The organism is Limnohabitans sp. 2KL-27, assembly GCF_001269345.1.
GTDB lineage: Bacteria > Pseudomonadota > Gammaproteobacteria > Burkholderiales > Burkholderiaceae_C > Limnohabitans_A.
The window spans coordinates 2346123-2366645 of sequence record NZ_CXOP01000002.1 but is presented as its reverse complement, the minus strand read 5'-3'; the positions used below and the strand labels follow the sequence as shown (position 1 = coordinate 2366645).

At 57.9% G+C, this 20523-nt stretch carries 19 protein-coding genes; 7 read left to right on the top strand and 12 right to left on the bottom strand.

Going from position 1 to position 20523, the window contains the following annotated elements; genetic code table 11:
• Positions 1 to 87: 87 nt before the first annotated feature.
• The 7 genes from LHAB_RS14275 to LHAB_RS14245 all read right to left on the bottom strand — a co-directional run bounded on the left by LHAB_RS14275 (position 88) and on the right by LHAB_RS14245 (position 8775).
• Positions 88 to 1404: a TolC family outer membrane protein gene (locus LHAB_RS14275; RefSeq protein WP_090047487.1), complete on the bottom strand. Its 1317-nt coding sequence runs from the start codon at positions 1402 to 1404 to the stop codon at positions 88 to 90.
• A gap of 35 nt (positions 1405 to 1439) precedes the next feature.
• Positions 1440 to 1769 carry a rhodanese-like domain-containing protein gene (locus tag LHAB_RS14270; RefSeq protein ID WP_090047485.1) on the bottom strand — a complete coding sequence of 110 codons (330 nt, stop codon included), beginning with the start codon at positions 1767 to 1769 and terminating at the stop codon, positions 1440 to 1442.
• Positions 1770 to 1779: 10 nt separating this feature from the next.
• On the bottom strand, positions 1780 to 2439 hold the full coding sequence (locus LHAB_RS14265) for a protein-L-isoaspartate O-methyltransferase family protein (protein WP_090047483.1): 660 nt from the start codon (positions 2437 to 2439) through the stop codon (positions 1780 to 1782).
• A gap of 40 nt (positions 2440 to 2479) precedes the next feature.
• Positions 2480 to 5632 (bottom strand): efflux RND transporter permease subunit, encoded by a 3153-nt coding sequence (locus LHAB_RS14260; protein ID WP_090047481.1) that lies wholly within the window; start codon positions 5630 to 5632, stop codon positions 2480 to 2482.
• Between the two features lie 13 nt (positions 5633 to 5645).
• Positions 5646 to 6782, bottom strand: coding sequence for an efflux RND transporter periplasmic adaptor subunit (locus LHAB_RS14255; RefSeq protein WP_090047479.1), 1137 nt, complete (start codon positions 6780 to 6782; stop codon positions 5646 to 5648).
• A gap of 28 nt (positions 6783 to 6810) precedes the next feature.
• Positions 6811 to 7455: a TetR/AcrR family transcriptional regulator gene (locus tag LHAB_RS14250; RefSeq protein ID WP_090047477.1), complete on the bottom strand. Its 645-nt coding sequence runs from the start codon at positions 7453 to 7455 to the stop codon at positions 6811 to 6813.
• Positions 7456 to 7587: 132 nt separating this feature from the next.
• Positions 7588 to 8775: an acyl-CoA dehydrogenase gene (locus LHAB_RS14245; protein WP_090047476.1), complete on the bottom strand. Its 1188-nt coding sequence runs from the start codon at positions 8773 to 8775 to the stop codon at positions 7588 to 7590.
• Between the two features lie 100 nt (positions 8776 to 8875).
• Between LHAB_RS14245 and LHAB_RS14240 the strand changes: the two genes are divergently transcribed.
• The 6 genes from LHAB_RS14240 (at position 8876) to LHAB_RS14215 (ending at position 14237) form a co-directional block, all read left to right on the top strand.
• A complete protein-coding gene (locus LHAB_RS14240) occupies positions 8876 to 9766 on the top strand; it encodes a LysR family transcriptional regulator (protein ID WP_090047474.1) in 891 nt (296 codons plus the stop codon).
• A 28-nt stretch (positions 9767 to 9794) separates the two neighbouring features.
• Positions 9795 to 10328 (top strand): peptide-methionine (S)-S-oxide reductase MsrA, encoded by a 534-nt coding sequence (gene msrA, locus LHAB_RS14235; protein ID WP_090047472.1) that lies wholly within the window; start codon positions 9795 to 9797, stop codon positions 10326 to 10328.
• Between the two features lie 76 nt (positions 10329 to 10404).
• The gene (locus LHAB_RS14230; RefSeq protein WP_090047470.1) at positions 10405 to 10644 is read left to right on the top strand and encodes a hypothetical protein; all 240 of its coding nucleotides are present in this window, start codon (positions 10405 to 10407) and stop codon (positions 10642 to 10644) included.
• A 25-nt stretch (positions 10645 to 10669) separates the two neighbouring features.
• Positions 10670 to 11092: a DUF2946 family protein gene (locus LHAB_RS14225; protein ID WP_090047469.1), complete on the top strand. Its 423-nt coding sequence runs from the start codon at positions 10670 to 10672 to the stop codon at positions 11090 to 11092.
• Positions 11093 to 11170: 78 nt separating this feature from the next.
• The gene (locus tag LHAB_RS14220) at positions 11171 to 13201 is read left to right on the top strand and encodes a TonB-dependent receptor (RefSeq protein WP_090047467.1); all 2031 of its coding nucleotides are present in this window, start codon (positions 11171 to 11173) and stop codon (positions 13199 to 13201) included.
• 79 nt (positions 13202 to 13280) lie between these two features.
• A complete protein-coding gene (locus LHAB_RS14215; protein ID WP_090047466.1) occupies positions 13281 to 14237 on the top strand; it encodes an AEC family transporter in 957 nt (318 codons plus the stop codon).
• A gap of 122 nt (positions 14238 to 14359) precedes the next feature.
• Here the strand turns inward: LHAB_RS14215 and LHAB_RS14210 are convergent, their stop codons facing one another.
• On the bottom strand, positions 14360 to 15334 hold the full coding sequence (locus tag LHAB_RS14210; protein ID WP_090047464.1) for a Bug family tripartite tricarboxylate transporter substrate binding protein: 975 nt from the start codon (positions 15332 to 15334) through the stop codon (positions 14360 to 14362).
• Positions 15335 to 15379: 45 nt separating this feature from the next.
• Positions 15380 to 16951: a choline-sulfatase gene (betC, locus tag LHAB_RS14205; protein WP_090047462.1), complete on the bottom strand. Its 1572-nt coding sequence runs from the start codon at positions 16949 to 16951 to the stop codon at positions 15380 to 15382.
• A gap of 99 nt (positions 16952 to 17050) precedes the next feature.
• Here betC and LHAB_RS14200 point away from each other — a divergent pair, with 99 nt between their 5' ends.
• Positions 17051 to 17791, top strand: a complete 741-nt coding sequence (locus tag LHAB_RS14200) for a GntR family transcriptional regulator (protein WP_090047460.1) — start codon at positions 17051 to 17053, stop codon at positions 17789 to 17791.
• A gap of 61 nt (positions 17792 to 17852) precedes the next feature.
• Here LHAB_RS14200 and LHAB_RS14195 read toward each other — a convergent pair whose 3' ends face one another.
• The 3 genes from LHAB_RS14195 to LHAB_RS14185 form a co-directional block, all read right to left on the bottom strand.
• The gene (locus LHAB_RS14195; RefSeq protein ID WP_090047459.1) at positions 17853 to 18665 is read right to left on the bottom strand and encodes an inositol monophosphatase family protein; all 813 of its coding nucleotides are present in this window, start codon (positions 18663 to 18665) and stop codon (positions 17853 to 17855) included.
• Complete coding sequence (locus LHAB_RS14190) at positions 18662 to 19372, bottom strand: GntR family transcriptional regulator (protein WP_090047457.1); 711 nt, start codon at positions 19370 to 19372, stop codon at positions 18662 to 18664. The genes LHAB_RS14195 and LHAB_RS14190 overlap by 4 nt, the downstream gene beginning before the upstream one ends.
• A gap of 120 nt (positions 19373 to 19492) precedes the next feature.
• Complete coding sequence (locus tag LHAB_RS14185) at positions 19493 to 20506, bottom strand: YeiH family protein (RefSeq protein ID WP_194943194.1); 1014 nt, start codon at positions 20504 to 20506, stop codon at positions 19493 to 19495.
• Between the last annotated feature and the right edge of the window lie 17 nt (positions 20507 to 20523).

The window sequence follows — 20523 nt, the reverse complement described above, 5'->3', positions numbered from 1 at the left end:
CCAAAATACCCGTCAAACTTTGAAAAAGGTATTTTGACTGGCGCGTTGGCTGAGTCTGATCCGAACCATAGGGAGTGGCTGAATAATTTACTGTCCGAACAGACTGTTCAGTGTTTGAACATCTTCCGCCTTCAACACCCCAGCGGCCAGACGCAGTTTCAGTTGCCCCAGCAACACGTCATAACGTGCTTTGGCCAGATCACGCTTGGTTTGGAAAAGTTGGCTTTGGCTGTTGAGCACATCGATGTTGATGCGCACGCCCACCTGGTAGCCCAGCTTGTTGGCATCCAAGGCGCTTTGGCTGGAGGCTTCGGCTGCTTCGAGGGCCTTGACTTGGCCGAGGCCTGATTGCACGCCAAAGTAAGCCGTGCGTGTGGCTTGAGCCACTGAGCGCTGTGCGCCTTCCAGGTCATTGCGGGCTTTTTCTTTCAGTGCCACAGTTTCCTGAATGCGGTTTTGGGTGGCATGGCCTGCGTACAGGGGCAGGTTGAAGCTCAGACCGATGGTGCCTGTGTTGTTGTCAATGCGTGATGATGGATTGCCATTTCGAAACCTAGTTGCCCCATAAGAGGCGGTCAAATCCAGTGTGGGCATGTGCCCGGCTTTTGCTTTTTCGGTTTCGAGTTGGGCCACTTCCAAGCCTATGCGTGCTTGCTCGACGTTGGGACTTTGCTCGGCCGCTTGTTGCGCCCATGTGTCGGCGTTGCCTGTGAGTGCTGCGTTCAGGTTTGCGCCCGATTTGAGCGGCACAGGTTGGGTGTTGGGCGTTCCGACGGATTGGTCGAGGGCCAACTTTTTGACACGCAAGTCGTTCTCTGCTGCGATTTCCTGGGCGGTCACCAAATCGAATCGGGCTTGCGCTTCACGGGTGTCGGTGATGGTGGATGTGCCCACTTCAAAGTTCCGTTTGGCAGCGGCCAACTGTTCCGAAACCGCCGTTTTTTGTGCTTTCACAAAGGCCAAGCTGTCTTGGGCTATAAGCACGTCAAAGTAGGCTTGACTGACACGCACGATCAGCTCTTGCGCCGCTGCCTTCAATTGCGCCTGCGCCAATCCGACTTGCTTCGCGCCTTGTTGGTAGCCGGCCATGTTGGCAGGGCGAAACAAGGGTTGACTCGCACTGAGGGTGGCCGTGCGTGTGCCATAACGGGCATCCGCATTGGTGCTGGTGAGGTTGTTGAAGTCTGATTCACTGAGCGTTGCACCAAGCCCGGCTGTCGGCCGCAACAAAGCCTTGGCTTGTTCTGCTTTGGCCAAGTTGGCTTGGTACTGGGATTGCGCAGCTTTGTATGCCGCGTCATAACCCTTGGCTGCTTCATAAAGCTGAGCCAGGCTTTGGGCTTGGGCCGTGCCAGCCAGTGCAGCGGCCAGAGAAAGGGTCAAAGGCAAAAGGCGCAGTGTCATTGAGAGCTTTCAAAAATTCGGTGAGGCCAGTCGATTCAATAAACCGGAATGGTCGGGTCGACTTGGGCAGACCAGGCGTGGATGCCGCCCGATACGTTGGCCACTTGGAAGCCATGCTGTTGCAAAAAGGCTGCCACTTGCATGCTGCGGCCACCATGGTGGCACAGGCAAGCGATGGGACGGGATTTGTCCAGCTCTTCCAACCGTGCGGGGATGCTTTGCATGGGCATGTGCACCAGGTCCAGCGCGTCTATCTTGGCGCTGGCGGTTTGCACCTCCCAGCCTTCACGCACATCCAGCAGAACGGGGCGTTGTGTCTGGCCTGCGGCCCAATCGGCGAGCTGAGCGGGGGTGATTTGTTCCATGGTGTGCCGTTCAGAATTGGAAGCGTGTGTGCTCGGGGAAACCGCTCAGACGTGGGGCATTGCAGTCCCAAGGCTCAGTGGTGGTCCAGTTGCTGTCGCTGGTGCGGGTGATCAGAGTGGCACGCATCATGGGCTCGTCCCCGACGATGGCGACCAAACGGCCGCCCACGCTGAGTTGTTGCAACAAGGCGGCGGGCACCTCGGCGACCGAGCCGCTGAGCACGATGACATCAAAAGGGCCGTCGGCAGCAGCGCCCTGGCTGCCATCGGCCGTGCGCACGACCGCGTTGGTCACCCCCGCTTTTTGCAGGTTGGTTTGGGCTTGGGCGGCCAGATTGGCGTCGATTTCCAGGCTCAACACACTGGCGGCTTGGTGCGCCAGCAGGGCGGCCATGAAGCCAGAGCCGGTGCCAATGTCCAGCGCTTTGTCGGTTTTTTTGACGGCCAAGTCTTGCAGCATGCGAGCCTGAATACGGGGGGCCAGCATGACCTGGTTGGGCGCAGCACCCAGAGGAACGTCCATGTCCACAAAAGCCAAGGTTTTGTGCGCCATCGGCACAAAGTCTTCGCGGCGCACGACCGAGAGCAGTTCCAGTACTTGGGGGTCCAGCACTTCCCAAGGGCGGATTTGCTGTTCGATCATGTTGAATCGGGCTTGATTCAGATCCATTCGGGTACTCCTGAGGGGTTTATCGCTGATTGTGCTGATTTTAAGGGGCGGGCATGTCCGTTCCCTGACGGGCTGGTGCAAGACCGGCTTTTCGTCGCAGCCATTGCGCCAGGTCGTCCATGTAGCAGTACACCACCGGCACCACCACGAGGGTGAGCAAGGAGGAGGTGATGACCCCGCCGATCACGGCCTGGCCCATGGGCGCGCGTTGCTCGGCGCCTTCGCTCAGTGCAAAGGCCAGCGGCACCATGCCAAAAATCATGGCCAAGGTGGTCATCAAGATGGGTCGCAGCCGCACTTTGGCCGCCAGCAGCAAAGCCTCGCTGCGGGCCAAACCATCCTCACGGGCGCGGATGGCAAAGTCCACCAGCAAGATGGCGTTTTTGGTGACCAGACCCATGAGCATGATCACGCCGATGATGGAGAACATGGACAAAGTGGAGCGAAACGCCATCAAGGCCAGCACCACGCCAATCAGGGTCAGCGGCAGGGAGGTCATCAAAGCCAGGGGCTGCAGGAAGCTTTTGAACTGGCTGGCCAAGATCATGTAAATGAAGATCACCGCCATGGCCAGTGCCGACAAGGCGTAGCCAAAAGACTCGCTCATGTTTTTAGTCGAGCCACCAAAGCTGTAGCGGTAGCCGGGTGGCAGGTTCAGGCTGTCCATGGCTTTGCGAACATCGGCTGAGACCTCGCCTGCAGAGCGTCCAAACACGTTGGCGTTGATGGCCACTTCGCGCATCATGTCTCGCCGGTTGATCTGGTTGGAGCCGGTGGTTTCGCTGACGCGGGCCACCTGGCCCAAGCGAACGGTGCGCGAACTGCCATCGGGCGCAGTCACCATGAAGGGCAGCCGTTCCAGGTCTTGAGGACTGTTGCGGGCTTCGGGCGCAAGTCGCACGTTCACGTCGTAAGTCTGGTCGTCTGGAGCGCGCCAGTTGCCCACGGTTTGTCCTGCCACCAAAATGCGCAGCGGCGCTGCCAGCTGCGCTGTACCCAGGCCCAGGTCGGATGCGGCGTCGCGCAGCACTTCCACGCCGATGACGGGTTTGTTGGGTTTCACGCTGGAGTCCAGGTCCACCAAGCCAGGAATGTCGCGCACCTTGGCCAAGGCCACCAGCGCCAGGCGCTCCAGCTCTTTTTGGTCTGGGCCTTGCAGCGAAAACTCGACTTGCTTGTTGCCGCCAATCGCGTCGAGCAAACCGGTGTGCGTGACCGCGATGCCGGGCACTTGTTTGAGGCGTTCGCGCAGCACGGCAGACATCTGGTCGGCGTTGCGGCTGCGGTTTTTGCGGTCCACCAGACGGATGTAAAGGTTGACGTTGTTCTTGCCCTGCGCGTTGGCGGTGTTGATGGTGCTGACTGTGTAGCGCACTTCCGGAAAGTCGCGCAGGATGGCCTCGACCTGTCGGGTTTTGGCCTCGGTGGCTTCGAGCGAAGTACCCACCGGGGTTTCGAACTTGACCGAGGTTTCAGAGAAATCAGCTTTGGGCACGAACTCGGTGCCCAGCAGCCGGACCATGAACACGCTGGCCACAAAAATGCCCAAGGTCAGAAACACGGTGGACTTTTTGTGCACCAGCGCCCAGCGCAAGATGCCTTGGTAGCCATCGGCCAGGCGCTCCGTGCTCCGGTCAAACCAGCCGGTCACGCGGCCAATGCTTTTGTCGTACCAGCTGACAGGCGCTTGGTTTTTGCCGTGCGCGTCGATGGCCGGGTCGTGCCAGATGCTCGAGAGCATGGGGTCGAGCGTGAAGCTCACAAACATCGAGATCATCACGGCCGCCACGATGGTGATGCCGAACTCGTGGAAAAACTTGCCGATGATGCCTTCCATGAAGCCGATCGGCAAAAAAACTGCCACGATGGACAAGGTGGTGGCCAGCACGGCCAGGCCAATTTCTTGGGTGCCCTCCAATGAGGCCTTGTAGGCGCTTTTGCCCATTTGCACATGGCGCACGATGTTCTCGCGCACCACAATCGCGTCGTCGATCAGCAGGCCCACGCACAGGCTCAGCGCCATCAGCGTGATCATGTTGATGGTGAAGCCAAACATCTGCATGAACATGAACGTGCCGATCAGTGAGATCGGCAGCGTCAGGCCTGTGATGACCGTCGAGCGCCAAGAGTTGAGAAACAAAAACACGATCAACACCGTGAGGATGGCCCCTTCGATCAGGGTCTGGCGCACGTTGTTGACCGACACGCGAATGGGCCTCGAGTTGTCGGTGATGGGTTCAAGACGCAGGCCAGGCGGCAGCTGGCCTTGCAGCTCGGCCACAGCCTTGACCAGGCCATCGACCACCTGGATGGTGTTTTCATCCTGCGACTTTTGCACCGACATCAAGAGCGTGCGTTGGCCGTTGTAGAGCGCCAGGTTTTCCAGCTCTTGCGCGCCGTCCTTCACCGTGGCCACTTGCGACAAGCGGATGGGGGTGCCGTTTTTGCGGGCCACGATGATGCGGCCAAAGTCCTCGGGTCTTTGCATCCGCGAGCTGATCTGCACCATGCGCTCTTGCTCCAGCGAGCGGATCGCGCCTACGGGCAAATCTTGGTTTTCATTGCGCACGGCGCTGACCACCTGCTCGGCGGTTACACCCAAGGCTTCCATGTTGGCCGGTTGCAAATACAGGTTGATCTCGCGTTTGCTGCCGCCCACCAAAGTGACCGAGCCCACACCGCGCACGTTTTCCAGACGCTTTTTGAGCACTTGCTCTGACCAGTTGGTCAATTCCACCGCGTTGAGTTTGTCACCCTCCGGAATGACGGCCAGAGACCAAACGGCGCGGCTCGAGGGATCAAAGCGCAGCACCCGAGGTTCTTTGACCTCGGTGCGCAGCAGGGGGCGCAGAGAGGCGACTTTTTCGCGCACATCTTCGGCCGCCTTGCGGCCATCGATCTGCAGCTGGAACTCCATGATCACCACAGACTGGTTTTCATAGCTGCGCGAGGTCAGGGCGCTGATGCCAGCGATCGAGTTGACGCCTTCCTCGATCTTTTTGGAGACTTCGCTCTCAACGATCTCAGGCGATGCGCCGGGGTATTCGGTGCTGATGACCACCACCGGAAAGTCGATGTTGGGGAACTGATCGACTTGGAGGCGCTGGAACGAGAACAGGCCCAGCACCACCAAAGCCAACATGACCATGGTGGCGAAAACAGGGTTTTGCAGGCTGACGCGGGTGAACCACACGGATGGGCCTCTTTCAACGCACGCCAGCGGTGAACTTCACCTGCGTTCCTTCGCGCACAGCGCCGGCGCTGGCCATCAGCACCTGAGTACCTTCGCTCAGCCCACTCACCTCGACCCAGGTCAGGGTGATGTTTTGAATGGTCTTTTCGGTGCGGGTGCCGGTTTGTACCAACACATGCCGCACCCGCTCGCCATCGACCACCTGCACATAAGGCTGAGACTTGTCGGTGCGCACACTCGACAGCGGCACCGCCAACGCTTGGGCCCTGCGTGTGCCCAACAGACCTTCTGCAAACAGGCCTTGGCGCAAGCCCTCATGGCCTGCAAGGCCCAGGTACACCAGCACGCTGCGGCTGGCCGCTTGGGCTGAGGGGTTGATGCGCAGGACCTGGGCGGTGACGGACTCTTCCTGGCCCTCGATTTTGAGCTGAGCCTTCATGCCTTTGCGCACCAGTCCCGCATCGGCTGCGGGCAAAGCCGCTTCCAGCTCCAGTTGACTGAGGTTGACCACCTCCACAATCCGGGCGTCCAGCGCCATGCGTTCGCCGGGTTGGGCCAGTCGTTGGGCAACCTGGCCGCTGATGGGCGCCCGGATGGTCGCATCTTCGAGGGCTTTGCGGGTCACATCGAGTGCTGCCACAGCCGCCATGTGGGTTGCCTTGGCCCCGTTCAGGCTGGCCATGGCGTTTTGCAAGGCGGTCTGTGAGATGAAGCCTTGGTCCACCAAGGCCTTGTTGTTGTCGAACTGCTTCTGAGCAATGTCCACTTGCGCCCATGCCGCGTCCGCCTGTTGTTTGGCCTGACGTTCCCGAGCTTGGTATTCCGTGGGGTCGATGCGGGCGATCACCTGGCCGGCTTTGACCATGTCGCCTTCGCGGACCGTGAGGTCCATGAGTTCGCCCACCACGCGGGCCTTGACCATGGCGCTTTGGCTGGCTTTGAGCGTGCCAGAAACGGCCAAGCCCAGCACCATGTCCATGTTCTGAACCCGAACCACATCACTGGCGCTCAATTCAATGACAGGTGTTGCCGGTGCGCTGGTTTTGGCGGCTTCGGTGGCAGGCTGGCGCTGGCTCAGCCAACGCGAACCGACCGTAAGCAAAACGGCAACAGCCACAGCAGACACAATCCAGAGGGTCGATTTTTTCATGTTGAATCGGGCACACAGCAGTTGAATATCAAGCTTGGGACAAACCACGCGCCATCAGGCGGGCATGCTGGGAAATGAAGGCCTCGGGGTCGATTTGTTCATGGCTGGGGCTGCATGGCCCCATGGAATGTTTCCACATCACCAGAAACAAAAGTGGGGCCATGACCGAATGCAAGGTCAAATCAACGCTCATGGGGTGAAATTCGCCGCGGTCAATGCCACGCTGCAAGGCGTTGCGCACCAGCGCGTGCGCGGGCTCGATCACTTCGTTGCGGAAAAAAATCGCCAGGTCAGGAAAGTTGCTGGCCTCGCTCATGACCAGTTTGGAAATACCCGATGCCTTGGTGGCCCCATAGCGGCGCCACCATTGCAGCATCATCCACTCCAGCAACTCCCCAGTGCTACCTTGGAATTGCGCTGCTTCGGCAGCGCCTTGCGCCACGGTCGCCACCACGTTGTCGCGCACCACGGCCTTGAACAGATCTTCCTTGCTGGGAAAGTACAAAAACAGCGTGCCCTTGGACACGCCTGCCCGCAAAGCCACCTCTTCAACGCGTGTTGCGGCAAAGCCTTTTTCCACAAAGAGGTCCAAAGCCGCCTCGAGCAGTTCACCCGGTCGGTCTTGCTTGCGGCGTTCGCGTTTGTGGGGGACGAGGGGATCGGTGGTGTTCACAGATTATTTAATGACTGACTGGTTAGTAATGTACGATCTTCGCCGGTCTTCGTCAAGGCGCAAACGCACCGTGGGCCCATGAACAAAAAGGGCTGCCAATGGGCAGCCCTTGGGGTAGTTACAAACCCAGCCTCAATTCGAGAAAGCAGGAATTCCGGTGATGGCGCGGCCCAAAATCAGGGCGTGCACATCGTGCGTGCCTTCGTAGGTGTTGACCACTTCCAGGTTCACCAGGTGGCGGGCCACGCCGTATTCGGCGCTGATGCCATTGCCGCCCATCATGTCGCGTGCCATGCGGGCGATGTCCAGCGCCTTGCCGCAGCTGTTGCGCTTGAGGATGGAGGTCAGGTCCACCGAAGCGGTGCCTTCGTCCTTCATGCGGCCCAAGCGCAAGCAGCCTTGCAGGCCCAGGCTGATTTCGGTCAGCATGTCGGCCAGTTTCTTTTGGATCAATTGGTTGGCGGCCAAGGGGCGGCCAAACTGTTGGCGGTCCATCACGTACTGGCGAGCGCGGGCGTAGCAGTCTTCGGCAGCGCCCAGTGCGCCCCAAGCAATGCCGTAGCGGGCGCTGTTCAGGCAGGTGAAGGGGCCTTTCAAACCGCGCACTTCGGGGAAAGCGTTTTCTTCGGGGCAGAACACCTCGTCCATGACGATCTCGCCGGTGATCGAGGCACGCAGGCCGACCTTGCCGTGCACGGCAGGAGCGGAGAGGCCTTTCCAGCCTTTTTCCAAAATGAAGCCACGGATCTGGCCGCCATCGTCCTTGGCCCAGACCACGAACACGTCGGCGATCGGACTGTTGGTGATCCACATCTTGGCGCCGCTCAAGCTGTAGCCGCCGTCGACCTTTTTGGCGCGGGTGATCATGCTGCCGGGGTCGGAGCCGTGGTTGGGCTCGGTCAGGCCAAAGCAACCGATCCACTCGCCACGCGCCAGCTTGGGCAGGTACTTTTGCTTTTGGGCTTCGGTGCCGAAGTCGTTGATCGGCAACATCACCAAAGAAGACTGCACGCTCATCATTGAGCGGTAGCCAGAGTCCACGCGCTCAACTTCGCGCGCCACCAGGCCGTAACAGACGTAGTTCAAGCCGGCGCCGCCGTACTGCTCGGGGATGGTCGCACCCAAAAGGCCCAGTTCGCCCATCTCGCGAAAGATGGACACATCGGTGGTTTCATTCAAAAACGCGTCGGTGACTCGGGGCAGCAGCCTTTCCTGGCAATAAGCGCGGGCCGCTTCTTGCACCTGACGCTCGTCGTCGGTCAGTTGCGCGCTGAGGTTGAAGGGGTCTTCCCAGCTGAAGGTGTTTTTGGGGGTGGCCATGGGGTGTGTCTCCGTGAAAAAATCTTGAAGCCGATTGTCAGTCTGAGATGTATAGTTGTCTAATATTGATTACCTATTCATCAATACATTATTTTAATTCATGGAATTCCGTCACCTGCGCTATTTCCTCATGCTGGCCGAAGAGCTGCACTTTGGCCGGGCGGCCCAGCGCCTGTCCATCTCGCAGCCGCCGCTGAGTCTGAACATCCAGCAACTCGAAGCCTCGGTGGGGGCGCAGCTGTTCACCCGCAACAGCCGGGGCGTGCAGCTCACGGCAGCGGGTCAGGCCTTTGTACCGGCCGCAAGGGCTTTGCTGGCGCAGGCCAGCGCGGCCATGCGTGAGGCCAGGGACGTGGCCGAGGGCCAATCGGGGCAATTGCACATCGGTTTTGCCGGGACCATGCTGTATTGCGGCCTGCCGCAAATCCTCAGCCGCTTTCAAACCAGTCACCCGCGTTTGCGCCTGGTGCTGCGCGAGCTGAGTTCGTCGGAGCAACTGTCCGACTTGCTGCGCGAGCGCCTGGATGTGGGTTTTGTGCACACGCCCCGCGTTCCGCCGGGTTTCGAACAGATATTGGTGGCCAGTCAGCCTTTGGTGGCGTGTTTGCCTGCCAGCCACCCTTTGGCCCAAGCGGCCAGCATCGGCCTGGATGAACTGGCCGGGCAAGACCTGGTGGTGGTGTCCCGCACCGTATCGCCCGATTACCACGAGCGCATCGTGATGCTGTGCGAGCAGGCTGGCTGGATGCCGCAGGTGGTGCACGAGCTGCGCCATTGGCTGAGCGTGGTGTCCTTGGTCTCGCAAGGCTTGGGTGTGGCCCTGGTGCCGCAGGCCCTGCAGCAGTCGGCTTTGGCCGGTGCGGTGTTTGTGCCTTTGCGTGAGGTCGATGCCCGTTACGACACCCGATGCCTGTGGCGCAGCGACCGAGACCAGACGGCGCTGGGGGACTTTGTGCAGGCGGTGCAGGGCGGTCTGCTGCCCCACGGATAATTCAAACCCTATTTATCAAGGAACCCACATGACCCAAACCCTGATCTTAGGCGGCGGCTGCTTTTGGTGCACCGAGGCGGTGTTCGTCAAAGTGCGTGGCGTGACCGATGTGGAGTCGGGCTACTGCAATGGCCAGACCGTGGCCCCCACCTACGACGAAGTCTGCACGGGCCGCACCGGCCACAACGAAGTGGTCAAACTCGAATACGACCCGGCGCAGGTCAGCACCCGTGAGTTGCTGGAAATCTTCTTTGTGATCCACGATCCCACCACCTTGAACCGCCAGGGCAACGACGTGGGCACCCAATACCGCAGCGGCATCTATTTCACGACGCCCGAGCAAGCCCAAGAGGCCCACGCCATGATCGCCGAGCTGACGGCGGCCAAGGCCTTGGGTCAGCCCATCGTGACCGAGGTGCTGCCATTGGACAACTACAGTGCGGCCGAGGACTACCACCAGGACTTTTTTGAGCGCAACCCCTACCAAGGCTACTGCATGGCGGTGGCCGCACCCAAGGTGCTCAAGTTCAAAAAGACGTTTGCGCGGCTGGTGCGTGAGTGACAATGTCGGCTGCCGATATCGGCCGATGCCCCATTTGAGCCTTGCCACCGCAAGGCCCATCACTTCAAGAAAACCCATGAACAAAATTGCATTTCTGTTGGCCGCCATGTGCTTGTCTTGGGCAGCCCAGGCCCAACACAGCACCAAAGAAGTCCAGGAAGACATTGCCCGCCACCGTGCCATGGCCGAGGCCCACGAGGCAGCGGCCAAATGTCTGGAGTCCGGCAAGAAACCAGCCCAGTGCACCAAAGAGCTGCAAACGGCCTGCAAGGGCTTGGCGCTGGGCAAATACTGCGGCATGAAGCACGCGCATTGAACTGCCGCTGTTCACTTCGCCTGACATGAGTTTCTCGCGTTCACGCCTGCCGGTTTGGCTGCACACCCTGCTGGTGGCGGCCTTGCTATGGGCCCCGCTGTGGGGGCATCTGCACGACATTGGGCACGGCACTGAACATGGCATTGAACGCGGGACTCGGCAGACGATGTCGGCCTCCGCTGCGCTGCATGAGGCGCATGCGCATGCTGGGCAGCTGCATGATGAACATCGGCACGTAGGGCATTCGGACCCCTTGGGGCATGAAGCCGGCGCCGATCTGTGCCGTGTGCTGGACCACCTGTCCCAAGCCGAACGGCTGAGTGCACCGTGCTCACCCGGCCTGGCCCCGAAGGTGGCCATGGCGCTGCCCGTTTTTCGGGTGGTGTTTTCTCCGGACCAAGACCTCTGGTCCTCGGCGCAAGCCCGTGCGCCGCCTGTGCTGATTTGAATCCCTGACTTTGTTTGGCTGGCTTTCCGCCTGTGGCGGAAAGCACTCGCCTGTTCCTGTTTTTCAAATCACACCGTCATGACACATTCTTTTCAGCTTTCGGCCTTGGCTTGCGCCTGCTTGGCCACTTTGTCCTTTTCAGATGCTTGGGCGCAAAACGTCGCACCAAGTGCGCCCCCTGAAATCCTCATCACTGGCAACCCCTTGGGCCGCGACAGCACCACCGTGCCTGTGAGCACCATGGGCCGTGCCGAACTGCTTGAACGCGGGCAAAGCACTTTGGGCGAAACCTTGAATGGTTTACCCGGCGTGTCGAGCACCTACTTTGGCCCCAACGCCAGCCGCCCCATCATCCGTGGGCTCGACGGCGACCGCATCCGGGTGCTGAACAACAGCGCCTCCAGCCTTGACGCTTCGGCGCTGAGCTTCGACCACGCGGTGCCGCTCGATGTCTTGTCCACCGACCGTGTGGAAGTGCTGCGCGGCCCGGCCGCCTTGCTCTATGGCGGCAGCGCCGTGGGCGGCGTGGTCAACGTGATCGACAACCGCATCCCGCGTGAAGCCGTCTCGGGCGTGCTGGGCAAAGCCCAGCTGCAAGCGAGCACGGGCAACGACGAGCGCAGCGTGGCGGGTTTGGTCGAGGCGGGCAACGAGCGCTATGCCTTGCACTTGGATGGTTTTGACCGCCGCACGGGCGATGTGCGGGTGCCGGTAACGCTCGAATGCACCAAGCCCGGCTCGCCTGCCCATGCCCGCCGCATTTGCAACTCGGCCAGTCAATCCAGGGGGGGCGCATTCGGGGCAAGCACTTTTTGGGAGCACGGCTATTTGGGCGCCTCGGTCAACACCTACCAAAGCGATTACGGCACCGTGGCCGCAGACGAAGTGACGATTGGCATGAAGACCACCCGCTATGCCTTGGAGGGCCAGGTGCGCCAATTGCCAGGCTGGTTTGACAGCGTCAAAGCCCGCCTGAGCCACACCGATTACCGGCACACCGAGTTGGAGGGTGCTGAGACGGGCACCGTGTTTGCCAACCAAGGCCAAGACCTGCGCGTCGAGGCGCGGCACCGTCCGATGTCGGGGTGGCAAGGCGTGGTGGGCGTGCAGACCGAATCGAGCCGCTTTTCTGCGGTGGGCGACGAAGCCTTTGCGCCCTTCAGCCGCACACGCAGCCAGGCGCTGTTTGTGCACGAAGAGCTGCCCACTGCCTGGGGACAAGTCACGGCCGGGGCGCGTTGGGAGTCGGTGCGGGTCGAATCCTTGGGTAACCCAGATCGGCCGGGTGAGTTTGTCACAGGTGTGAGGCGCTTCTCGCCTCTGAGTTGGGCTGCTGGCGCTTTGTTCAAGTTATCTCCCTCATGGAGCCTGACAGGCAATGCGGCCATGACACAACGTGCGCCGAAAGACTATGAGCTGTTTGCTCAAGGAGAGCATGTCGCCACCAACGCAGTCGAAAACGGTGACGATGCGCTTGGAATTGAGAAATCAAAAAGCTTGGACCTTGGCCTTGATTGGAAATCGGGGCCTAACCGAATGACAGTGACAGCATTTGCCAGCCATTTCACCCATTACATTGGCTTGATGGATACGGGCGTTTTGGAAGACGTTGATAACGATCCCGTGACGCCTTCTCTGCCCGTGCAGCTTTACCAAGGCGTCAAAGCCCAATTCAGGGGCCTGGAAGCCAGTGGCCGTCAGCGCCTGTGGCAGGGCGCCTCGACGCTCGATCTGGACTGGCGTGCCGACACCGTGCGGGCCACCAACAGCCGCTCGGGCGAGCCCTTGCCGCGCATCGCGCCCATGCGCGTGGGCGCAACGCTGGTCCATGGCCAAGGGCCGTGGAGCGCGAAACTGGGGGCCGACTGGCATGCCGCGCAAAAACGTGTGCCTGAGGGCAGTGTGGCCACAGGTGCGTATACCCTGGTCAACGCCAGTGTGTCTTACCGCCAAAAGCTGGACGCCACGGTGCTGAACTGGTTTGCCCGCCTGGACAACCTGACCGACCAACTGGCTTACAGCGCCAGTTCTGTCCTCACCAGCACCGCTTTTGGCAAGTCACCTTTGCCAGGGCGCAGCTTCAAGCTGGGGGTTCAGGCCACGTTTTGACGGCTTGCGTGGCGTCGGCCTACTGGCGCTACGTGGTTTCCGATGCCCGAGGGCTTTGGCAGGCCGGGATAATCCAGCCATGAACCTCGATCACCCCGTCCTGTCATCTCTCTTGCCCGTAGCCTTGCTCATTTTGATCGGCTTTTTCGCGGGCAAGACCAAGCTGGTGCAAGGCGAGTCGGTGCGGGATTTGTCGAACCTCGTGTTCATGGTGCTGACGCAAGCGATGCTCTTTCGCACCATGAGCCAGGTCCACCTGGAGCAGCTCGATTTTGAACCTGTGGTGCAGTATTTGGCCGTGACCGTGGTTCTGTTTTTCATCTTGATTGGGGTTTACGGACGAAATGCAAGGGCGACAGTTTTGGCTTTGGCGGGCATTTTCAGCAACACCTTGATGATCGGCGTGCCCTTGGTCGGTCTGGCTTACGGTCAGGCGGGTCAGGTTTTGTTGCTGACGCTGGTCTCCGTTCACGCTTTGGTGTTGTTGACCTTGGCCACTTTGATTTTGGAGTTGCAAATGGCCCGAGAACGACAAATGGCTTCTGGTGATTCCAGACATTTATGGCGAACCGCCTTTCAGGCGATTCGCAGTGCCTTGCTGCATCCGGTGCCATTGCCCATTTTGGTGGGCTTGTTGTATGCGCAGACGGGTTGGGGCTTGCACCCGGTTGTCGACAAGCCCTTGCAGCTGCTCGGTAACGCTTTTGTGCCTATCGCGTTGCTGTTGGTGGGCATCACCTTGTCGCAGACCAACATGGGCCTGAACCTCGGAAAAGCGTTTCGTTTGTCATTGGTTAAAACAGTTCTGCACCCCTTGCTGATGCTGGTTGTGGCGTGGTCGTTTGGCTTGCGCGGATTGCCCTTGTCGGTGATGGTGGTGGTGGCTGCTTTGCCCATGGGGGCCAATGGTTTTTTGTTTTCCCAGCGTTATCAAAAAGAAGAAGACACTGTCACCGCTGCTGTCGCGGTGTCAACGCTGATGGCCACGGTGGGCATCAGCTTGGCCTTGGCTTGGCTGCCAGTGGCAGACCTTTGAACTTTTCGCCCAGTGTGATCAACAAGAAAACCAGTTAATCACATTAATCTGGGGCGATTAAGTAGGATTCAAAAGAGAGCGAGCTTGAACTGAGGTGCAGATGCCCGTCGACTGACAAGCATTTAGTCAAGTTTGAGGTTCGCTTCTTTGACCAATTTAGTCCAGCGCGCGCCTTCTTCATTGAGAAATTTTGTGAAATCTTCAGGTGTGCCAGATTCAGGGAAAGCATAGGCCTTTCTTAATCGCTCAATGACCTCTGGAGCTTTTAGCGCTGCATTGATTTCGTCGTTGAAGCGTTTGATGATGGCTGGGGGGGTTCCTGCAGGGGCAACAATGCCAAACCAACCTGAGCCACCCTGAACATCACCATATCCAGATTCTGAAAGAGTGGGTACTTGTGGGGTGTCTTCCAGTCGCTTCGCGGAGGTCACGGCAATGGCTTTGAGTTTGCCTGCTTTGACATGTGGTGCTAGCAAGGCAGGCGCACCTGCAAAAAGGTGAATTTGCCCAGCGAGCACATCGGTAATGGCTTGTGGCTGTCCTCTGTAGGTGATGGGAACAATAAAAATTTGACGAGAAAATTTTAGAAATTCAACGGGCAAATGGTTGGTGGAACCCACCCCAGTGTGTGCATAGTTGAACTTTCCAGGATTTGCTCGAGTCAGATTAACCAACTCATTCATATTGGAAACCGGTAGTGAGGGAGGGACAACAACCATGTTTGGAGCTGTGGCGAACATGGCAACAGCCGCAAAATCCTTGCGCAAGTCGTATTTGAATTGTGGGTTGATCAAGGGTCCGACGGAAGTGGTGATGGTCGCTACAAGAAAGGTGTAACCATCTGCTGGTGCATTGGCCACTGCCTCTGTTCCTATCAGGGCGCCAGCCCCTGGTTTGGCCTCAACAATGATGGGCACCCCCCAACTGGAAGCCACCTTTTCAGTGACTGCGCGGGTCAAAATATCCACAATGCCACCGGCGGGAAAGGGAACCACCACCCGCACAGGTTTGTTGGGGTAAGTCTGAGCCTGTAGTTGCGTTGAGGCCAGCAGAAGGCTCAAAGTCGTCACGGTCAGAGTGCGCAGAAACTTTTTCATTTGAAATCCTTCAAGGGGTGTGGTTCGAAGAGGTTGATGAAAGTTTTAGAGGTTGGGTTTTCTGGGGGTGTCGGGCGCAGAGGTGGGGACAAAGGGGTAACGGGCTTTGGCTTTCGTCGCGGTGGTGCTCGTTGTTGCAGAGCTGCGCACGTATTGTTTGCTGGCGTCTTTGTGAACCTGGTAATCCCAACTGGTGTGATGCCCCTTGAGCAGCGTGCTGTGCAAAAACAAGCGGCGCCGTTGGCTTTCCATGACGTTGCTTTTGACTTTGGAGGGGTTGAACCGGGTTTCTATTTCACTAACAAACTGTTGCGCTAGCTTAGAAAATTCAGGCGCTTGACAGAGGTTCTGCAACTCCATGGGATCTTTTTGCATGTCAAACAGCATGCCAGGATCACCTTCGCAATAGACGTATTTGTAGTTCCCTTTGCGCAAAATAAAGGCTGGCGCATGCACCCCTTCACTTGTGAACTCAATCAGCGCTTCATCTTTCCAAGAGGGATCTGTTCCATGCAGCCAAGCGTAAAGGCTTCGGCCATCACAATGATCGACCAATTTCGGAGAGTTATTGTGTGTGGCCAGATCAAGCAAGGTGGGTAGCATGTCCACCAAGCTGCAGTTGGCGCTCACCCGATGGCCTTTTTTAGCCCCGGGGGCGCAGATCAGCAAGGGCACCCTGATGGCGTTCTGATATGGGTTGAACTTGTACCACATGCCCCGTTCGCCCAGCATTTCGCCGTGGTCTGCGGTGAAGACGATGATGGTGTTGTCGATCGCGTTTATTTTCTCCAAAGTGTCCAACAGAATTCCCACTTTGCTATCGAGATAACTGACCATTCCAAAGTAAGCGTGACGTGCTGAACGGATGTGGGCCTCAGTGACATGGTGTTCATCTTGACGAATCAATTTGAAGTAACGTTGACTCCATGCGTCGCGTTGTTCAAAGGGCACATGGGGCACGCTTGGCATATCGATGTCTGCATCGTCATAAAGATCCCAGAACTCTTGGGAGATGGTGAATGGGTTGTGTGGATGCGTGAATGAGGCGACCAGTGCAAAAGGCTTGTCATAGTCACGGCGGGCGTGATCAAAGAGCCACTGAACCGACTGATTGGCCACATCATCGTCGTAATCCATTTGCAAAGACCGAATGCACAAACCTGACTCAACGACTCCCCTCATGCTCATTTGGCTGGGGGCGTAAGGTTCGATTTTTTGCTCCCAATTAGCAGTCCAGCCAAAATCTGAAGGGTAGATATCGGTGGTCACTCGCTCTTCAAAGCCATGCAGTTGATCGGGACCTACAAAATGCATCTTTCCAGCCAGACAGGTGGCATAGCCCAGTGATCTAAGGTAATGGGCAAAAGTGGGTACCGAAGCGGGAAATTCAGACGCGTTGTCAAAGGCCCCAATGCGGGTTGAATATTGACCAGACATCATCGCGAAGCGAGATGAAGCACAAATGGGGTTAGGGGTATATGCGTTTTCGAAAACAGTACCCATTGCCGCCAACCGGTCAAGATGCGGTGTCTTGACCAACGGGTGTCCATAAAAGGGCAGGATACTGGCAGCTAATTGGTCTGCTTGAATGAACAAAATATTGGGCTGTGAATGCATGGCGGAATCCGTTAAAGTTTCAGATGACGAGGTGTTGTACTTCTATCATCCCAACTTTAATCAGATTGAAGGATTTGTCTTCATAGGGGAGACCCTAAGATGAGCTTGCTTTTCATGCCGAAATATTTCGAACACAGTGCCAGCCCTCTCTATGCACAGGTAGCAGATGCGATGCGTGAGCGAATCGTGAAGGGGATCTGGCCTATCGATGAAAAAATCCCAACTCTGCCAGCCTTGGCACAGGGCTTTGGGGTGGGATTGATCACGGTCAGGCAGGCTGTGCAACTGCTTAAAACTGAGGGCTTATTGGCACCTAAGCAAGGTCAAGGAACTTTTGTCCTGCGGAAACCGGAAACACACCCGCGCATGCAGGTTGAAAGCTCTTTGGAGGGGCTGGCTGAGTTGTATCGTCGGCAGTCACCGCGCTTGATTCCTTTAGAGGAGAGTTTTGCTTCGCCTCATTTGGACGAAGAGGATGGAATTGCAGCCCCGAGGTACAAATTTTTGAGACGTATCCATGCCACCGAGAGGCAATTCACTTCTGTGATATCGGCTTATATCGATGAACGTGTTTTCAACCTTGCACCACAGCGGTTTCTTACTGAAACAGTGATTCCCGTATTGATGGATCTGAAAGCGATCAAAATTGGTTCTGCTCGGCAAATTCTGACCATTTCAACGGCTGGAGAGGATGCTGCCAACGCCTTGAATATTTCTGTATCGGCACCTGTTGCCGAGGTCCGTCGGGTTATTTGTGCGAACGACGGCACGGTAATTTATGTTGCAAATCTGACATACCGTGGGGACTACATTCACGTGGACATGAATTTGCTTGCTTAGCAATTGGAGTTGGGGTACTTGGCTGTAAAAGACCACGGACTTTTGTCACAAAACCAATACTTCATATTGACAGCTGGCCACAGGGAGGATTTTCTTTGGGACAAAGCAATTCAAGCCAAGAGTGGATCAGTTGCGGCGTGGCAGCGGCAATACGACGAGACGCATGCCAGACCAAGCCGTCCAGCGTGAAAACTTGTCCTCCAGCCTCTCTGATCAAGAGCACACCCGCAGCGGCATCCCAGCTGCCCATGTCATGGGACCAAAACACATCGACCCTGCCAGCCGCCAGGTAAGCCAGTTCCAGCGCCATGCTGCCTGAACGGCGCACACCGGCAACGGTGGAAACTGCCCGACCAAACTGGGTCAAGTAGTCGGGCAAGGATGCCGCCCGAGGTTTGGGAAACACTGTGGCAGCAACGGCCAGTTGCAAATGGTCTGTGGCTGCCACTTGCATGGGGCTGCCATTGAGTGTGGCGCCTTGATTCACGGCTGCACTGAAGACCTCTTGACGACAGGGGTCCACAATGCACGCTGCAATCGGCTCGCCATCGGACAGGAGTGCAATGGACACGCTGAACTGGGGATAGCCGCGCAAGAAATTCATGCTGCCATCGATCGGATCGATCACCCAGAGCAAACCATCGCTGACCTGTGTCTTGGCGCTTTCTTCACCCAGAAATCCATGTTCTGGGTATGCTTGGGCAATGCGTGCCTTCAGGTGATCTTCGATGCGGCGGTCCAAGGCGCTGCACCAGTCACCTGCCGACTTGAGCTCGATGGCGTGTTGCTGGCCAGCCGCTTGCTGGATCATGCGGGCGGCTTCCAGCGCCAAGTCCTGGGCGAAATCCCTGGCGTGTCTGGCGAGGTCGGTCATGCCATCTCTCGCATGCGCGAGACGTAATCAAAGTTTCGGGTGTCCACAAACGAGGTCCGAAATTCGGCAGGTTTGCGATCAAAAGTGTGCGCGACACGGTCAATGCGCAACACAGGTGTGGCCAAGTCCAAGTTCAGCAATTGCGCACTGTCGGGCAAGACCAACTCTGCGCGAACCCTTTCGTCTGCCTCCACAATGGTCACCCCGAACGCGGCCTGATAGTGTCCATAAATCGTCGTGGTCCGAGCCGTGAAGGAAGCTTGATTCAAGCCTGGGAACATCGTCGCCGCGATGGCAATCCGATCATGGATCACAGGCTGGCCTTGCAAGTGGAGGACATTTTCAATTCGAAATACCCATTGGTTGCCATGCAGTCCCAGTGCTTGGGCTTCCACTTGCGTGGCTCTGGACTTGGAAAATTTGTGCAGCCGGACTTCGGGAAATTCACTGGGCCTGTCGCGGGGCACAATTTTGAAAAACTGGAACATGAAGCGCTCACGATCGAGCTTGCCGACAAAAGTGCCTCGTCCTTGTTGACGCAAAAGCACGTGTTCTGCCACCAATTCGTCGACCGCGCGACGCACCGTCCCCACCGACACCTGAAAGCGTTGTGCCAAATCTTTTTCGTTGGGCAGCGCGGCACCCGGCGCCGCAAAACCGGACTGGATGTCGCTGATCAGCTGCCGTTTGACTTGGCGATAAAGCATTCGAAAAATCTTCCAAAAGAACCAACATCCCAACCGAAGCGTCACGGGTCAGAGGGATCGCAGGTCTGCACGACAAGAAGGTTTGCAGGTTTTAAATCTTGTCCACAGCCCTTGCAAGACTTAATTTTGCCCAAGATTCATTAAAAGTATGGCGCTGAGCACGAAGCATGCAATCACCATGGTCTCTGCCACCAGCATCAAGACCGGCTGCCAGCCCAACTTGGCGAGCTCACCGAGGCTGGTTTTGACGCCAGCGGCAGCAATGGCGATGACCAAGCACCACCGAGAAACACTGTTGGCCACCGCCGTGACCTCCGTGGGCACCCAGCCCGTACTGGCCAAGATGACCAGCGCCATGAAGCCCATCAAAAAGCCCGGTACCAAAGGAGGCTTCTTTTGTGAAATTTCGCCGGCTTCGCGGACAGCCCCCCATTTGCGGTAGCCCAACGCGATCAGCATCACCACGGGCAGCAACAACACCACGCGGAACAATTTGACCACGGTGGCGGCATCCCCGGATTCTTGTCCCATCATCATGCCGGCAGCGACCACTTGAGCCACGTCGTGGATGGTGCCGCCCAAAAAGATGCCTGACTGAACAGGGGAGACCGATAACCAATTCAGAAACAAGGGGTAGGCCACCATGGCCAGCGTGGAGAGCACGGTGACGCCGACCACCGCCATCAGGGTAAAGCGCTCATTTTCCCGAGTGGGTGGCAACACGGACGATATGGCCAAGGCCGCAGAGGCACCGCAAATGCCCACAGCCCCTCCCGACAGCAAGCCTTCCGAGGCGGGACGGCGGAACGCCCTTGCCAACAACAGGCCCGAGGCGATGGTCACAGTCACCGCCAACACCAAGACCAAACCCACACTGGCACCCAAATGCGTCACTTGGTCGAGGGTAATGCGAATACCCAACAATGCGACGCCAAATCTCAGCACGGTGCGAGCGCAAAAATTGATGCCAACAAAGTTGCCCGATTGTTGTGACAAAAAATGCAGAGACAGCCCAATCAGCAGGGCGTAGAGCAGTTGAGGCCCGCCATAGTGCTCAGACAAAAAGGTCGCCGACAAGGCAATGACCGTACAGATCAAAATGCCTGGGAGGTGTGTTTTGAGTTGGTCGACCATGGCGACAACGGTTTGTG

Excerpts from the sequence above, each read along its gene's own strand:
- LHAB_RS14270 (WP_090047485.1), bottom strand. The coding sequence starts at position 1,769 with ATGGAACAAATCACCCCCGCTCAGCTCGCCGATTGGGCCGCAGGCCAG.
- msrA (WP_090047472.1), top strand. The coding sequence starts at position 9,795 with ATGACCCAAACCCTGATCTTAGGCGGCGGCTGCTTTTGGTGCACCGAG.
- LHAB_RS14190 (WP_090047457.1), bottom strand. The coding sequence starts at position 19,372 with ATGCTTTATCGCCAAGTCAAACGGCAGCTGATCAGCGACATCCAGTCC.
- LHAB_RS14220 (WP_090047467.1), top strand. The coding sequence starts at position 11,171 with ATGACACATTCTTTTCAGCTTTCGGCCTTGGCTTGCGCCTGCTTGGCC.
- LHAB_RS14185 (WP_194943194.1), bottom strand. The coding sequence starts at position 20,506 with ATGGTCGACCAACTCAAAACACACCTCCCAGGCATTTTGATCTGTACG.
- LHAB_RS14230 (WP_090047470.1), top strand. The coding sequence starts at position 10,405 with ATGAACAAAATTGCATTTCTGTTGGCCGCCATGTGCTTGTCTTGGGCA.
- LHAB_RS14200 (WP_090047460.1), top strand. The coding sequence starts at position 17,051 with ATGAGCTTGCTTTTCATGCCGAAATATTTCGAACACAGTGCCAGCCCT.
- LHAB_RS14275 (WP_090047487.1), bottom strand. The coding sequence starts at position 1,404 with ATGACACTGCGCCTTTTGCCTTTGACCCTTTCTCTGGCCGCTGCACTG.
- LHAB_RS14215 (WP_090047466.1), top strand. The coding sequence starts at position 13,281 with ATGAACCTCGATCACCCCGTCCTGTCATCTCTCTTGCCCGTAGCCTTG.
- LHAB_RS14255 (WP_090047479.1), bottom strand. The coding sequence starts at position 6,782 with ATGAAAAAATCGACCCTCTGGATTGTGTCTGCTGTGGCTGTTGCCGTT.
- betC (WP_090047462.1), bottom strand. The coding sequence starts at position 16,951 with ATGCATTCACAGCCCAATATTTTGTTCATTCAAGCAGACCAATTAGCT.
- LHAB_RS14195 (WP_090047459.1), bottom strand. The coding sequence starts at position 18,665 with ATGACCGACCTCGCCAGACACGCCAGGGATTTCGCCCAGGACTTGGCG.
- LHAB_RS14210 (WP_090047464.1), bottom strand. The coding sequence starts at position 15,334 with ATGAAAAAGTTTCTGCGCACTCTGACCGTGACGACTTTGAGCCTTCTG.
- LHAB_RS14265 (WP_090047483.1), bottom strand. The coding sequence starts at position 2,439 with ATGGATCTGAATCAAGCCCGATTCAACATGATCGAACAGCAAATCCGC.
- LHAB_RS14245 (WP_090047476.1), bottom strand. The coding sequence starts at position 8,775 with ATGGCCACCCCCAAAAACACCTTCAGCTGGGAAGACCCCTTCAACCTC.
- LHAB_RS14225 (WP_090047469.1), top strand. The coding sequence starts at position 10,670 with ATGAGTTTCTCGCGTTCACGCCTGCCGGTTTGGCTGCACACCCTGCTG.
- LHAB_RS14240 (WP_090047474.1), top strand. The coding sequence starts at position 8,876 with ATGGAATTCCGTCACCTGCGCTATTTCCTCATGCTGGCCGAAGAGCTG.